The 17,420-nt window shown below is 38.5% G+C and carries 7 protein-coding genes; all 7 read right to left on the bottom strand.

Annotation, left to right across the window (positions count from 1 at the left end):
* Positions 1-18 precede the first annotated feature (18 nt).
* Positions 19-3,201: a BNR-4 repeat-containing protein gene (locus tag ACFSR8_RS15450; RefSeq protein WP_380293658.1), complete on the bottom strand. Its 3,183-nt coding sequence runs from the start codon at positions 3,199-3,201 to the stop codon at positions 19-21.
* Positions 3,202-3,219: 18 nt separating this feature from the next.
* Positions 3,220-5,634, bottom strand: coding sequence for a BNR-4 repeat-containing protein (locus tag ACFSR8_RS15445; RefSeq protein ID WP_380293656.1), 2,415 nt, complete (start codon positions 5,632-5,634; stop codon positions 3,220-3,222).
* A 16-nt stretch (positions 5,635-5,650) separates the two neighbouring features.
* Complete coding sequence (locus ACFSR8_RS15440; protein WP_380293654.1) at positions 5,651-8,125, bottom strand: Ig-like domain-containing protein; 2,475 nt, start codon at positions 8,123-8,125, stop codon at positions 5,651-5,653.
* 163 nt (positions 8,126-8,288) lie between these two features.
* Complete coding sequence (locus ACFSR8_RS15435; RefSeq protein ID WP_380293652.1) at positions 8,289-11,762, bottom strand: glycosyl hydrolase; 3,474 nt, start codon at positions 11,760-11,762, stop codon at positions 8,289-8,291.
* Between the two features lie 81 nt (positions 11,763-11,843).
* On the bottom strand, positions 11,844-14,441 hold the full coding sequence (locus ACFSR8_RS15430) for a glycoside hydrolase family 2 TIM barrel-domain containing protein (protein WP_380293650.1): 2,598 nt from the start codon (positions 14,439-14,441) through the stop codon (positions 11,844-11,846).
* A 29-nt stretch (positions 14,442-14,470) separates the two neighbouring features.
* Positions 14,471-16,216, bottom strand: a complete 1,746-nt coding sequence (locus tag ACFSR8_RS15425) for a sulfatase family protein (RefSeq protein WP_380293648.1) — start codon at positions 16,214-16,216, stop codon at positions 14,471-14,473.
* A gap of 72 nt (positions 16,217-16,288) precedes the next feature.
* The gene (locus tag ACFSR8_RS15420) at positions 16,289-17,416 is read right to left on the bottom strand and encodes a glycoside hydrolase family 88/105 protein (RefSeq protein WP_380293646.1); all 1,128 of its coding nucleotides are present in this window, start codon (positions 17,414-17,416) and stop codon (positions 16,289-16,291) included.
* Positions 17,417-17,420: the final 4 nt, after the last annotated feature.

Raw genomic sequence — 17,420 nt, 5'->3', positions numbered from 1 at the left:
AAAGTGAATAATATTGTTTTATTTCACAATCAATTTATAATTGAACACCTCGTTTTCAATTGAAAAAACTTTGACTAAATAGATTCCAGCTTGAAACCCCGAGCTATCTACTTCTAAAACATTACTTGATGGTGTGTTTTGGTACAAACGCTTACCTAGTATGTTATAAATTTCAACCTGCTTAATACTATTAGTATTTTGAAAGCTTATTGTGAATTTGTCTTGTGCTGGATTAGGATATACTTTTATTGATGGTACTGAAACTTCGTTTTTATCGATACTTAATACAAATGGCGATCCATCTGTCTCGAGATACCACTTACTTCTTTCATCTGAAGCATCTGCGGCCAAATTATAAATCTTGTTATCAGTTTCATGGTATAAAAACCTACCAAAATTCCTGGCTTCAAACCTATATGTTTGATCGGAGCTATCATAATATGCTGTCCATATTTTATCCCGATGGACTTCAACGAAAGCGGGAGGCTCAATTCCCGTGCTAATAACCGCAAAGTTTGCCCCTGACCCAGCACCTCTTAATATACCGCGTACACCATTATCAATATTGTAATACTCCACGCCTTCGTAAGTTCCTTTAGTAAAAGTCCATTCCTTGTCCTGTCCAATATCCGAATCACTTACGGTTACTTCACTTCCATTTACGCTTAAATACTTTCCTGTTGCTACATTCTTAAACCTATAAATACCCTCTCCTCCACCGGTTTGAACGTTGCCAATTTTCATTTTATCATAATTAAAGCCACCTACTTCGCCTACGACTTTGATATTTTGCACTCCTTTTTGAAGTGAAATGATCGCTTTAGTCCCTTTAAAATTTGTCAAATTAGGTGTTGTAGTAAGTGATATTGAAGCCAGAGTTGTTGTTCCTTTAACTATTTTAAGTTTTTTGGTAGCACCAGTTGAAGCCGCAAATACCTCAACCTCATAGTTACCATCTTCAGGAACATCTAAAGTGTATTCAGCAAAATCATTTACACCCCAAGAGTTCAGATAAAACACCGTGTTACTCCACCGGGTAACTTCCACACCACTTTTTGAAGTGTAATACTCAGCCTCAATTGTAGAAGGTATTTGATGTATTTTAGGGTTAACAGTCAACGTTTGAGAGGCTTGAGCTGAGTTAAAATAGTCATTTCCAGTATCGGAAACTGTTATTGTAGCAGTACCAGCCCCTAAAATCTGCCGTACTTGGTCATCCCAAACCACAGCTACTTGATTGTTTGGACAAAGAAACCTAAGATTGGCGTCTGGATTATTGGAAGTTGCCACAAGGCTAAACGCCGGGTCTCCTGAGGTTACCTCTGGAATGGGCGAAAACGTAATTTGCTGTTGCCGTATTGGCACTGTATATTCATGACCCACAATAGGTGCCGCATTATAAGTAGCATCACCAGGTTGTAACGCATTTATAATTGTTGTTCCTGCCCGCTTTACTTGTATTTTTCCATCTACAATAATGGCAACATCTGTATTCGTGCTTTCATATTGCACCTGCAAACCAGAACTTGCAGTGGCGTTTAACTCTTGGTCCGGGTTTCCCCAAGAATATGTATTGGGAGATAAATTAAACGTAATGGTTTGATTTGACTTTGAAGCATTGGCGTTTACCACTAGAGTTTGAGATACTTCCGGAGCTTCATCATAAGTGCCATCGCCTTTTTGGCTTGCAATAATATCGCACGAGCCCACACCCATAATTTGCACTTCGTTTTCATTCACAATACGGGCAATATTGGCATCTGAAGACCTGTAAGCTACTGGTAATCCAGAACTTGCAACTGCATTCAATGTAAAATTGGAATCACCTTCAGTCTTACCCTCAATAGGATCAAAACTTATGGTTTGCGATGTGTATTCCTCTTTGGTCAATTGGAACACAAAGCAGTGAATTGGCACGGTAGCACTATTTACAGCTTCACTAAATACCACGGCAATTGTCCCATCATCCATAATGGTAATACTCTTTCTATCATTTATTCCAACGCTGGTTCTGTAATCCTCGCGCCAATTGTATGTTCCCGCGAGCGCACTTGTTATGACAAAATCACCTCCCGTTAAATTAAATTTATACATACGATTACCATAAAACACCCCTAAAGATCCTTTGTTTCTATCCTCAGTAAACTCTGTTTCACATGATTTTCTTAGATAATTATACGCACTTGTGCCTTTAGGTTTTTGATACAGATATATATCATTTTTAGGGGAAATGGCTAGTTGCGGTCCTCCTGCCCAACCTGCATTATCCGGTACGCTACGAGGATCAGCGATAATAAAGGGCGCATGGTCTATAATGGGCAATGGGTAACTTTTTCCATCTAAAGTCGTCGCCTGGCTGTCCATACGCGAACCCAACTCCATCACATAAACACCCTCGTTTAATCTTGTTGGCGATTCCGCCCATCTTGGTGAATAGGTATAGTAAAACTTCCCGTTTAGAAAATAAGCACTCCCATAGCAAAAATTACGCTCTCCTTGGGTGACTTCAGCCCCTCTTCCCTGGATAATTTTGACTTCATTAGACCAGGTGTCGCCATTATAATAAGTCATTATGATATCACCTCCAACGGCAGACCCCAATCGCCTTTCAAAATACATTTCTCCTAAATCGTTATTAAACAAATCTGGATAGGTAACACCAGTTACTTTTTTCCCTGGGATTAGGTAATCTTGCTGTGCCAAAAAGTTGGCCGCTGTAAAATCACTATCAGGACCAAAAGCAATATTCTTTTTGGACCTTATATAATTCAAATCCTCGTTATGATGGTCGAACATTAAATGCACAGTCCCATCAATAGGGCAAATCCCAATGTTTGTGGTTAAATGGGTATCTCCTTTCCCTCCAACCAAACTCATTTTAGCAGGTAATGCTACGTGAACCCAGTTCCCTTCGCCAATTTTCTTTCGGGACACCATTAACGTACGGTCTGCCCACCCACCACGGTACCAAGTATAAAACACATAACCATTTGATACTTTCATACAATTTCCATGAGGGTTTATACTTGCCCCATAATGATACGGTTTTGGATCATCAGCCTTCCAAAAGTATAAGGCTTCATTGGTAACGACTGTGTTTTCTATAAAAGTAACTTGTGCAGTTGCATTTATTGAGCTTATAATAACCAACAAGCCAAAAACTTTCCATCCATTGATAATGTAGTACAATTTTGAAACCATATTAATAATATATTTTATCTATTTAACAACTAGCTTTTTGTTTACAATTGCCCCATTAAGTCCCTTCACTTGAACAATGTATAGTCCTGAAGAAAAGCCTTCTGTTTTAGACAACTCTATTCGGTCTTTTTCAGTAATCTTTGAATAAATTACTTTACCTAAAATATCTCTAATAGAAACGGTAGCTCTATTTAAACCCTTAAATACAATTATAAATTTATTTTCAGCAGGATTAGGAAATATTTTGACAGAAGAGGTTTGTAAATCATTTTCATCAATACTTAAGGTTGTAGACTCCACCTTCCATTTGCTTCTATCGTCTGTTTTAGTAGAATGCATTACTGTACCGTCAGCCTCATGATATAAATACCTATTTAGATTTTTTGTCTCAAAACTAAAACTACCATCACCATTAACAATTATGGTCCATATTTTATCTACCGCTTGATTAGGCGCTCCAAAATTAGTACTCACCAATTCACCGGCCGACCCTCCTTTAAACCTTATAGTTCCTTTTACCTCACTATCTATATTATAATAATCGAACCCCGCAACTTCAGCCTTTACAAATTGCCATTCTTTGTCTGAGCCTTCTCTGGAATCACTTGTTATGATACTTGAACCTGAAGATGTTAAATATTTACCAGTGGCCAAATTTTTAATTCTATAAATATCACCTGACAAATCGTTATCCAACCTTTCCTGAACATTAATTGTAATTTCGGTTGAAGACACTGTTTCGTTGCTAGCATTGTATGCAATGGCTTGTACCTTAAAGACTCCTTCTATAGTCGAGGACCAATTAATCTTATATGGAAACGTATTATCTGTACCATAAACTTGATTATCGACAAGAAATTCAACTTTTGAAATTGAACCATTTTCATCAACTGCATCTGCCAAAATTTCTACCGACTCATTTAAATCATAAGTTTCACCATCAACAGGGGCAGTTAAAGATACTCTAAACGGGTCTTGTACTATACCTAAATCTATAATTTGCAAATATAAAGGGCGCTGATCTCCAGTTGCATTTTCCATTAAATAATAATATAACTTCCCATCGCTTACGTAAGCTCTACCATGCCTAAACTTTCTTCCAGAAGTGGCCTGATAAACTCTTGTAAAATTATTAGTGCCGCCTTCTGATTTTTCAACAAATATCCTCCCAGAATTCAATCCAATTATATAGACATTATTACCCGAAGTGTACAAGCGTTCTCCGCCTGAAAAATCAGTTGATGTGGTAAACTCTGTATCTCCTCCTTTCTTGTATGTATGTACATTTTTAGTAACGTTATTTTCATTGTCTTTAACTTTACCAATAAAATGCACGTCCCCTCTATCTGTAACCGTCCAATCAAAACCACCTACCATATACACCATATCTTTTTGTGTAGTGGTAACCAAATCACCAGGTTCATATATCAATATCTTGTCTGCATCTCTTATTGGTGTAGAAAAGGGTTCGCCTTTGTAATTTTTCCAATTGGTTTGGCCACTTTGGTCATCTGAATAGGCATAATAAAACCCATTCTGGTATAAATACTTGTCAGTAGTATTTTGAAGTCTTCTTTGGTAACCAATTCTAATTTTACCACCTACGTATTGCAGCCTTCCATACATACCCCAGTTATATTCTTCCCCGTGATTTCTCGCATTTTTATCAGCAAACTTTACGAAGTCAGACCACGTAGAGGTACTCGCATCATATTTGGCAAAATGATACCCACCGTTGGGACTAGCCCCTTTTCGCATAGAAAAAAACAGGTCACCTTGATTATTGGTGAAAAATTTAGGGTAAGTGAATTCGGAAAATACACCATGATTTTCAATACCGTTTAAGCTAAGATGCGTGTAATCGTCATTGCTATCTTTTATAAATTGATCCAGCGTAAATTCATTATCAGGAACTTCAGCTGCATTCTTTTTTGAATATGAATACCTGAAATAATCATCACTTAAGCTTCCATCAGATGGTCTAGTTCTAGTATAGGCATGCATATCAAAAAGTAAATGGATGGTCCCATCCAATGGACTAACTCCTATACCAATTGTGTTATGAGATTCTCCAATATACCAAACATTACGCCAACCGGTATGCCTATGCGGGAACTCAATAGTTTTCATACTTCCTGTTTCCGTATTGTAACGTGTTAGCATCATGTTCCTGTTCGCCTTACCGCCTTTATACCAAGTCATAAAAACAAAATGCTTATAAGTAAATATGCAATCTCCATGAGCTGATATTTGAGGCCCAAAAGCGTAATCGTAACCTGAAGTTGAGTTTGGAGCATCTTCTGAGGTCACTTTTACGCCATCAAAATGCAATGCTATGTCTGTAATTTTAACTTCTTTTTCAAATACTACCTGAGCATTTGAGATTACAGGTAATATTGTTAAAATAAGTAATAAAATTTTTCTTAATTTCATACTGTTCTTTTGATTTCTATTTTATGACAAGTTTAGTATGGAATTCTTTATTACTATCTGAAAAAGCTTTAACGATGTAAACCCCAGCGGTGAAATCAGAACTTTCAATTTCTTGTTTACTTTTTGATATTGAGTTTTGATAAACAAGTTTTCCTAAAATACTGTAAATCTCCACACGCCTAATAGTGCTAATATTTTGAAAAGCCACGGTAAATTTATCGCGCGCAGGATTGGGGTATATTTTTATTGAAGGCGAACGCAACGCTTCATCAGTAATACTTAAAGACTCACTTGTTGAGATTGCCTCCCATACACTTCTTATATCCGTTTCGGGAGCACTAATATTTGTTACACTGCCACTTGCATCGTGATATAAAAATCGGCCATTGTCTTTAGATTCGAATCTAAAAGTATCATCAGTCTCATTATAATGCACAGTCCAAATTTTATCGGTATCGCCTGCTGGAGCGACTTTCCCTGTGCTTACCACAAGATAAGCCCCTGGAGCAAAACCGGCTCCTGTGGCGCGTAATATCCCATTGGTTTCGCTATCAATATTGAAATAATCGGTACCACCTACATTGGTTTTAACAAAGTTCCAATGTTTGTTTGTGTCCTCTCCAGTATCGTTCATTGAAACTGGATTGGCACTGCCACCTTCATCACCTAAAAACTTACCCGTAGCTACGTTTCTTAATCGATAAACGTCTCCTGTTAAATCACTTTCATCAACTTCGGTTACTTCGATAGTTACCTCTGAGGATATAATGCTATCACCTCCTGTTTTGTATGCCTTAGCTTTTATGGCATAGATACCGGTTGTGGAAGGTGTCCAATCCAACGAATACGGGGAGGTGTTATCTTCTCCTATAAGGGCATTGTTGGCATAAAACTCTACTTTGGTAATTTCACCTTCGTCTGCAGTTGCAGTTGCGTAAAGCTGAACGATATCGCCCTCTTCAAAACTATCATTATCACTGGGTGTAATTAAGGTAACAGCAAAGGATTTTGGCCCGTTGTCAATACCCAAATCAATAATTTGAAGATAGGTTGGCTGTGTATCGTCACTATCTGATGAGTTGTTTTCCAACAAATAATAATATAATCTGCCATTTTTAATATACACCTGCCCCTTTCTAAAACGCTTCCCGGACGTAGCCTCATAAACTCTAGTAAATGAGTTAGTGCCACCCAAAGCCCTTTCTACAAAAGGCCTACCTGAAGAATTTAATCCAATAATATATACATAATCCCCTGAAGCATAAAGCGTCTCGGCTCCAGAAAAATCTGTAGTGGTTATAAAATTTGAAGCTCCTGCGGGCTTGTATGTATGTACCTGTTTTGTTTGTCCTGCCGTACTACTTGTAGTACTATTGTCTTTTACTCTTCCAATAAAATGAATATCATTATTATCAGTTACCGTCCAGTCAAATCCTCCAACCATATAAACTTTGTCTTTTTCAGTGGTTGTAACCAAATCCCCAGGTTCTGATATCTTGATTAAATCCGAAACAGCTAGAGGACGTGTAAAGCCAGTGCCTTCATGGTCTTTCCATTGTGTTAAGCCACTTGGATCATCCGAATAGGCATAGTAAAACCCGTTTTGATAAATATACTTATCATTATTTAGGCCAGCTCTTTGCTGAAAACCAATGCGTATTTTCCCGTTTATATATTTTATATCACCATATAATCCCCAGTTGTATGGGCTACCATGACTTGAAGCCTGCATTCTGTTAAAATCGGTATAGCCCTCCCAATCCGTTCCATCATATTTTGCAAACAAAAACTTTCCATTTTTGGAGTAGCCAAATCTGTTCTTCATAAACAAATCACCCTGATCATTGGTGAAAAATGCAGGATAGGTCAAAAGCTTTGTTGTATTTACATCATTTATACCCGGAAAGGCTAAATGCTTGTAATTGTTGTTCGGTGATTGCACAAACAAATCAATGGTAAACTGTTCGTCTGGCACTGTTGCGGCATTAGCTGTAGTATATGAATAACGAAGATAATCGTTAGAAAATGCCGGCACATTGCCATTACGGTGCATATCGTAAACCATGTGGATAGTTTCGTCCTTGGGGCAAATGCCAACCGCAATGGTATTATGGGTTTCCCCGATCCACCATCTTCCATTGTATCCCGTATGCTGATGCGGAAATTCAATGGTTTTCATGGTTTCAGTTTCTGTATTGTACCGTGTAAGCATCACGTGGCGGTCATTTTTACCACCTCTGTACCAGGTTAAAAAAACGAATTTATCATAAACCTTAATACAATCGCCGTGAGGTGTTAAACTTCGGCCATACACATAATCATATCCATTGGGGTTATTTGTAGTAGTATTTAAGGATACTTTGTTACCATCAAAGTACATGGCTAAATCGGTAATTTTTATTTCGCTTTCTAGGGTAACTTGTGCCTGAGAGAAAACGACAGCGAACAATAATATGGAAAAAACAAAGTGCTTAAGTGCAATTCTTTTCATAATGATTCTAATTAAATTTCTTTGGAAGCAATAAACCTTGCATAAAATTCGAAAAAAAACAAAGGATTTGTATCCTGAACTATCATGAGTTCAGGGTAAACGACCAATTAATTCGCTAAAAAACAAATGTTTGACGGAGAATAGCTCCAGATAAGAATTTCGTCTAATCAATGAATCTTAGAACAACTGGACCGATTAAACCTGAAGGCTCCAAATCTGTCTCTTCTTTTTTGGGAGGACTTGTAGTCCAGGTTTTCTTTTTAGCTTTTGGCCTAGAGTTATCATAAATAAGTTGGTTGCGCCACGTATTGGTGACTTTTACCTCAAGTTTATTTTCACCTTTTTGAACATGGTCGCTAACATCAAACTCAAAGGGTGGTACCCATTTTACGCCAACTTTTTTACCGTTGCACCAAAGTTCTGCAATATTGGCTACATCACCTAAATCTAAAATGTTATGCTTACCAAGCTCATCAAGATTAATTGTTTTTGAATATGTAACAGTTCCTGAATAATGTTTTATCGTCTCGTGTTCAAATTCCGTTAGTGATTTTAATTTTGAAGCTTCAGTGGTTTTCGGCGTATCCCAACCTTCCTCAAAAGACAAACTCCAATTATTTTGAAGTGATTTTTCTTTGACTGCAACGATCTTTTGGGTTGTGCTTTCATTTTGATAAAATACATATTCCCCTGATTTTGATGTGATAATATCTTCTTCTTTAAATGAAAGCTGAGCCCCTCCTTTTTCTTCGTTGACCCTATACCAGACGGTTTTTGTATCTAGAATTACTGTATCGCCTTGAGTTACTTTTGAAGCCAAGGGCTGTTTGCTGTTTCTTGAAAATACGATAATGGCACTTCCATTTGGCGGTAGTGACAATACCACATTAGTTCGGTTTTCTTCGGATTTCCAAATTTTGGCATCTTGTTGATTCCCTGTAAAGGCATCCCAAATCTGAGGCGACCTATCTACTACTCGAAAACTCATGGAAACATCTATGGGTTTGTCTTCTTTTGAAGCCACAAAATAAATATCGGAATCTTTAGTTTCACGATGTATCCAATTGATAATGAGACCATCCGGAACAATAACATCTTCTGCAATTTTTTCTTCCTTTAACACCTCATCTAAGGTTAGCCCCCAATACACACGCCCTTTACCAACTTGCTTTACACCGCTTTTTGTTTGTCCCCATAATTTATCAGAAATGGATTTAAGTTGCTTTACATCGTCTTCGTCATCCATTAAACTTGGGGAATCCAACGGTTTATCTCCTAAAATTACAGCACCTGCCTCCACTAATTCTTCCAATTTCTTTATAGTGGAGAGCAACATTTCTTCGGAATCCCTTAGCATGATAACACGATAATCCCCCGCATCTTCCACATGGATTTTCCCGTTGTTCGCACTCAATTTGCTGTGCAAAATCTCTGCATTCAAATAATCAAAACGATAGCCTTTTGGAAAGACATCCAAATCGAATGGCGGCCGCTCGCAATGGTCTCCGTAATACCATAACACATCTGCAACATACTCTCCTTGTTGCAATACATATTGGTTACGCGCTAAATAGTCCGTCCAATCTTTCATGTATGGCCACCATGTTTGTTGACGCACCAAAGGGAAGCCGATATGCCCGCCAAAACTAGAACCGGGGTACACATCCGTTTGGGGTGTATGCGAAAACGTATGGAATACTAAATGGTTAACCCCTTTGGCAAAATTATAATCGATTAAATATTTTACGCTAAACGGATGTTCATTCCATTTTACGCCTACCTGAGTACAGGCCTCGGCTGCCAAAACAGGCTTATTGTACAAATGCATTGCCGAAGCGGCATTGTAAATGGGTTTTGCGTATTCATTTTGAGCAGATGGTGCCGATGGGTACCAAAACTCCGTCATAGGTATATCGCTTACACCGTAGTAGCGCATGGGGTCCACAGGAAGCACTTCGCCACCTGCGCCCTCTGTATAAACTTGAGCGCCCATGTCATGTGCAACCGTTGCAAAGTGTTTGAAAAAATTATCGATAAATACTTCGTCCATGGTATGTCTCAAATCCCTTAAAAATTTGGTAGTTGTAGCCGGACTATCTACAATATATCCCATTGTAGCCGGAAGGTACTCTTTCATACTATAACCACGTCGGGTTTCAAATTCATTGAACATATCTTCTGAATTCATCGTCCAGGTAGGCACATGGCTTTCCCAACTATCAATTAATAAACCGTGCAGTTTCCCGTCGCCAATGGGGCCACCGTCTTTGATTAAATTCCCAATCATTCCATTACGTAAATGGTTTTCGATAGCAATTTTGTCTAATTTACTGGACTCCCAACCCGTCGCCTCTGGAACTGCTGGTTTGTTTTTTAATCGCATATTGATATGTCCAAAGCGCACAATCGTCCATTGCCCTTCAGGCACCTGCCAGGTTAATTTACCATCAGCCGACATTTTATCCGTAAGGTTGATGATATCGCCCGTTTTAATGATTGTATTTTCAGCATAATTATACTGAACATCTTTTTCCAAACGTCTTAGTACTTTCGCCGCTTTTGCTTCGTGATTATGCAATCGTGGCTTTGAACTCAATCGGATAAACTCTGGCGCAATACTATGGCTACCTTCAAAGCTAAATACAAATTCGTTTGAGGTGGTTTCCGGTATAGTGAGCGTCAAGTGTTTGCGTCTGTCGTTCCAATTGGCATCTGGTAAATTTAAAGTTGCAATTTCCGATAATTTGTTGTCGATACGTGCTTCAACATTAATTGCCACATCTACAACCGGGTACTGCGTATTCATAATTATATGTCGCAACTGTGGAAAAACAATTGTCCGCAAAGTGATGGGCGCATCAAAACTTGTTTTTACCCAAGTATCTTCACTATTTACTTTTGAAATGCCAGTTTTTCTGTATTCAGCTAAAGCTTTATCTAAGCGTGTAGTTTTTCGTGTAACAATAATTTTAGAATTGGGATTAAAAATATCCTCCCATGGTACAATGGCATTATTTGTTTCAATTTTCGATGGATTGAAAGCCTCAGAATCATCACCTTCAGGTGTTGGAAACGCCAATACTTGAATGTCCTTGTAATCATAATCTGGGGTGTGATACAGGGCATCTAATTCTAGGATCTCATTAAAGGTTTTGTTCCCGGAAATGTGATATGTAGTTTCAACAACTTCACGTTGTGCTTCTTCAACAGGCACCCAAGGTCCACCCGTCATGGACCATCCGGGACAATTCTGCATCGTAAATTTTAAGCCCAAGCGTTTACATTCATCCGCAGTATGCCGAATCATGTCCTCCCATTCGGGCGATAAAATTTTAATAGGTTCTACATTAGGATATAGTCGTCCAGCTTTATTAAATAGATGAATCCCCTGTAAACCGGCTTGTTTTATAGCTTCTAAATCCAAGGTTAAACCTTCTTTAGAAATATTGTTTCCGTTAAGGTGAAACCAAGTTTCGGGGCGGTATTGTAATGCCGGCGATTTAAAGTTTTCAGATAATTCATTTAAGCTTGGACCATCATAGTTTTTTAATAACACCTTATTAGTTGATGAATCTGCACAACTAAAAACCAAAAACGTCAACAAAAAAACATTTAAAACAAAAACTAAAAACCTCATAAAACAATGATTAATAAAAGTTTTATAAGGTATTTATTGTTTCCAAAATACGTATCCTGCAATGCCCTGTACGTAAAATGGTCAATTGACCTTTCTTAGTTTAATCCCACTTAATCTGGTTTCTCCTTTTTTAGCTTTAAACTCAATATTAACACCTTGGTTGTTTACCACAGTAACTAAAAAGCGCTTGGCAACACCACGATCCTTTCCGTAGTCCTGTTTTAGGTTGAGGTTGTTCCAAATTGGCTTTCCATTCACAGAAATATCCATAATGTTTTCACCCTTAGACTTGAGTTCAGCTAAGAGTAAGGACAACTCATACGTTCCGTCAGGCACATCAAATTTATAGGCTTCAATGCCGATACGCTGGGTTTGATAAATCGGGTCGTTCTCAGTCCCCTTAACACTCACATTGGTACCGATATTATTCCTTCGTTTACTTTTGAATCTTAAAAAATCACCTCCAACATATCCAAAACCACCTTCTTCATAAGGCCTATCGGGCATCCATAAATAATCTACATTATCGCTTTCAATAAAATAGCAATATGAACCCACATTAATGGCTATTTCTTGGAATGGATTGGTTTCACTTTTCAAATTTTTAGGCTGAAGGGTAAAATCTATAATAGCGAAGTCTTTTAAGACTTGCCCATCCTTTTCTGAAACCACCTCAATTAAATTTTGCCCCTGTTTAAATGGCACCTCAAATGTTGCCGTTGCAAAATCAAACGTTTGTTTTCCATGAGAAGTACCGCTTATGAACAACTCTACCTCTGTTCCATTCCCTACAACAGTTATGGGTTGGGTAGCCACATTGGCTCCTTCATTATCTTCGACACCGGAGCGCTTATTCCATCCCTTTGAGGCAATAGCTAAAAAGGGTGTTTTCATTAAAAGTGCTTGATATAAATAATAGGCGTCTTTCTTTTCCCTCGAGGCCGATACAATTCCTTTATTATTAATATGGGGCACCGCATCTATCCTGTGTTCTACCTGAAAATCGGCGTAGTTCCAGACATTAGCCCCTACAATTTCGGGAATATCTAAAATAGCCTTCATATAAGCCTTATGCAACAAGAATTGGTACTCTACACTAAAATCAAATCGGGTGGGGTTGTAGGTTCTTAACCTTGGGTCTGCACCTCCACCGTATTCACTTAAAATTAAGGGTTTATCAGGGTTAAAGGCCAAAGTACGTTTTACTAAATCACGTAGATTTTCATCTATTTGCTCCAGCTCATCCCGATACCAACCATAGTATTTATTATAACCCACCAACTCCGTCACGCGAATACCAAGCTTATCCTGATAAGCAGGTTCCCTGAAGAACACCGTATATGAATATCGCGTTTCATCTTCTTCTTTAATCGTTTTAGCTAAAGCTTTATGTGTCTCTATAAAATGTTTTGTGTAATCTTCTCCGAGTTTATCCGGTGCTTTCATGGTGGTTTCGTTTCCTAAATTCCATGCCACAATGGCTGGATGATTATAATTAAATCGAATGGCCTCCCTTAGCATTTTAATACTGTTCTGTTTTCCGGCTTCATTGGCCGCCGCCTTATCCACAAAAGGAATTTCCAAGGTTGCCACAAAACCCATTTTATTACACATTTCTAAAATAGCGGGATCCTGAGGATAATGCGCAATACGTAAAAAATTAGAGCCCATGTCCTTTAGGAGTTTCATATCGTTACGGTGAATTTCATCACTCACTGCATTGGCTTTTCCTAGAAAATCCTGATGGCGACAAGTCCCTATCAATTTGGTTTGCTTCCCGTTAATAAAAAAGCCTTTGTTTGCATCGAAACTAAACCATCTGAAGCCCACTGGGTTTTCAATTCTATCGTAAACATTACCTTTTCTATCCACAATTTCTGAAACTAAGTTGTACAGATACGGGTGTTCTGGCGACCATAAATTAGGATTTGTTATTGCAAATTCACTGAACGCATCTTTTCCGTATGAAGATTTGGTTTTTAACTGCTTTACTAGATTATTACCAGCATCGAACAAAGACTGCCTAACGTAATAGGTTCCTTTTTTCGGCCGAACCAACTTAGATTGTACCGCAACTTTTGCCGAGGCTTCCGAAACCTCTGGTGTCCTTATAAAGATGGGATTCGCTCCTAAATTGGCTACTTCAAAATGTACTGGTTTTGTAATGATTAAATGCACATCGCGATATATGCCTCCATAAAATGAAAAGTCTGCCGATTGCGGAATAATTTCATCATTATGGGCATTATCTACTTTTACGGTAATTTCATTTTTACCCGCTTTTAGTGATGCCGTAATATCTCTCGCGAATGTGGTATAGCCACCGATGTGATCTTCCCCCACGGCTTTACCATTTATGTAAAGTGAGGTTACTTGATTCACCGCTTCAAAAAGTATAAATACCTGCTGATTCTCATAAATCTGCGGAACATTTAAAGTCCTTTTATACCAACCCTCGCCACGATAATAACCATCCTCGTCATCTAATATATCTTCCGTATTCCATGAATGCGGGATAGTTACATTTTCCCAAACAATAGTCTCGTCCGCATTAAATGGTTGCTCTAAACTTCCTTTGTAAAAACACCAAGCTTCATTTATGGTTTCTATGTGCCTTACTTGTTGCGCATAATTCGAAATAGAAGATAGCAATAATAGTAGTGATAGTACTTTTTTCATTTAGTTTAGTCTATTTCTTAAATATTATCTTAGTTATACTCAACAACATCGCTTGGCGCAAAACCTATACGATGTGCTTGAACCATTAATTTAGATCCTTCGGGCAGTTGTATCGGCCCCTGATACACCTCCCACGATTGTGGTGTGTTGCCGTCCTGACCCATAATTTTATAGCCAATAGAAGCACCTTCGGTCTCACAAGTTACTTGCACCAAACCATCTTTAGCATTAATAATGGGGTGCGATGTTACGGGCTTGGTGTCTTTACCAGACCAAAGTTTTTCAACTAATTTAGCCTCGTCAAGATTTGGTTCGTCCCCAATTGCACTCAACCATCGATCCATTTCAGCACTGAGTTCGTTCAGCTTTTCTTGATATTCTGGTTTGTCTGCCAGATTGTTCAGTTCATTGGGGTCAACTGCACAATCAAATAATTCTTCTTTTGGCTTTTGCTCCCTAAACCATTGCATCTGGACATCGTTTAATTTACCTTCGGCCTTCAATCTTAACAATTCCTGCATGGTTGGTATTTTTTCCCTATAAGCCACTGGCAAATAGTAGCCTTGTTCTGGCCGGTAATTGCGGATGTATTTAAAGCGACTATCCCTAACGGCTCTTATGGCGTCCGTAAACCCATCAAACCTGTCGGCGGCGGCGTGGATGTATTTCCGCTTTTCAACTTTATGTTTTCCTAAAAAGGCTTGACCTTGCATGTATGTTCTGGGTGCTTCCCCTATAATTGACAATAAGGTGGGAGCAAAATCTATAAAACTGATTAATTGGTCATCCTTTGTACCTGCTTTCATTTTATTAGGAAAACGAATGATCATCGGGGTATTTAAACCAGAATCGTAGATTAAACGTTTTTCCCGCGGTAACGGCCCCCCGTGATCTCCATAGAAGCATATAATCGTATTTTCCAATAATCCATCATCCTCTAACTGCTTCAGTACGGCACCTACTTGGCTATCCATTTCAGCGATATTATTATAAAGCTTCCACATATCGCGTTTTACGGCATCAGTATCTGGAAGATATGGCGGTATGTTAAATTCGGTATCTTTTGGTAAATGCTGTTTTGTTGCATCTTCATCTGTACGATTTTTGGCGTGATTCGCCCCTTTGTTTTTCCAACTGTAACTTCTATCTCCAGAATGGTAATGTCTGGTTTCTATTTGCCTAAAGCCATAAGGTTCAAATAAGCCGGACTCGTGGGTTTCCGTAAAATTAAAAACTGCAAAAAATGGTTGATTATCCTTTCTATTGCGCCAGTGTGCATAGGGACTGCTCTCATCCCATGCCGTAACAGGCTCTTTAAACTGATAATCCGTTTTGTAATTGTTGGTGCAATAATACCCCGCTTGTCTTAACCACTCACTTATCATTTTTACTTCTGAGGGTGGTACAGCTTCATATTTTGGTATCCCAATTTCATCATTATAAGAATTGACACGCATGTGATTAGCACCAATACTTGATGGGTACATCCCCGTTGCAATGGCGGCCCTACTTGGTGCACAAACCCCTGAGGTTGAATATAGATTAGGATAAATTACGCCTTCGCTTGCCAGCTTACTTAAGTTGGGAGTGGCTACTGTGGAATCCCCAAAGGGCGTAATATAGGCACCCATGTCTTCGGTTACAAACCATAAAATGTTTGGGCGTTTTGAAAGCTCTAAATTTGATTTATCCTCGATTGATGCCTTGGATTTATCTTTTGACTGACAACCCAATAAACCGGCGGATACTATTAATAATACTTGAAAAAATCTCATAGTGTAACTGCCAAAAAACAAAAAAGGATAATAATTAAATTAATATCCTTTTTTGTGTTTTTGTTTTTGAGTTTAGTCTAATTTTAAAACCTCGCTTCCTGCCATTAAAAAAGCACCTGTGCCAAAATTTTGCCAAGAATCTGCAGATGCTGGCTCTGGGAAAGCTCCAATATTTTGCACCCAACCTACACGACCATCTTCGTGCTGACAAGCGGCTATTGCATTCCAAGCCTTTTTTACCGCTGGGGTATGCTTTTTATCTACTAAACCATTGTTGATGCCCCATGCTAAAGCAAAAGTATGGAAACCGCTACCACTCACCTCTCCGTGATCATAAGTTTCTGGACACAATAAGCTTGTACGCCATAATCCATCCTCTGGCTGAATTTTCAACATTTTATCAGCAATTTCCTTGTATAGTTTCTCATAAAATGGACGATGTTCATAATCGGCTGGCATATCATCCAAAATCAAAGCTAAACCTGCAATTACCCAACCATTGCCTCTAGACCAAAATACTTTTTTACCATTAGGCTCTTTAGTAGGGTTGTCGTTACCTTCCCACACAAAACGCATGTCCCTGGCAAACAACTGCTCCTCTTCATCATACAATTGATTGTAGGTTTGCATGTAAAACTTATGCATATCGTCTAAGTATTTAGGCTGGTTTGTGTGTTTCGCATACAAGTTTAACACAGGAGGTGCCATAAAAAGTGCATCACACCACCACCATAAAATAGTTCTACCATACTTAGTTTTATCTGTCCCTGCTTTCCAATTATCATCTTCGTATAAATGTGCATCTAAGAATTTTTTAGTAGGCTCTAAGTCAACAAAATTTCTTCTGTTCTCATTTCTATCAATATATATATAGCTATATGAGATAGCAACATCATCAGCATGATGTAAACGAGTATATGTTTGCCAATTGTTCCAATAGGCTTGATTTTTTAGGGCGGCCATGTACATCATATCTTTGGTGGTCTTGTGGGCTCTTGCAACCCCTACATAATAGGCTCCTGCCGTCCAATCTGTTGGTGCTAAAGCAAAAATAGGATGTGCTTCCTGCCATTCCAGAGCCTTAATCATAGAGGCCTTTACCTCCTCTTTATTTATAGACTGTACTTCTGCTACTTTTTGTGCAGCGGAACAGTTGAACAATAGCATAACCGCTATTAGTGTTACAATGGATTTACTCATGGTG

It is taken from the genome of Hyunsoonleella rubra (assembly GCF_042684665.1).
Taxonomy (GTDB): domain Bacteria; phylum Bacteroidota; class Bacteroidia; order Flavobacteriales; family Flavobacteriaceae; genus Jejuia; species Jejuia rubra.
The sequence above is the reverse complement of the archived record's forward strand: the minus strand, read 5'-3'. Positions and strand labels throughout refer to the sequence as shown.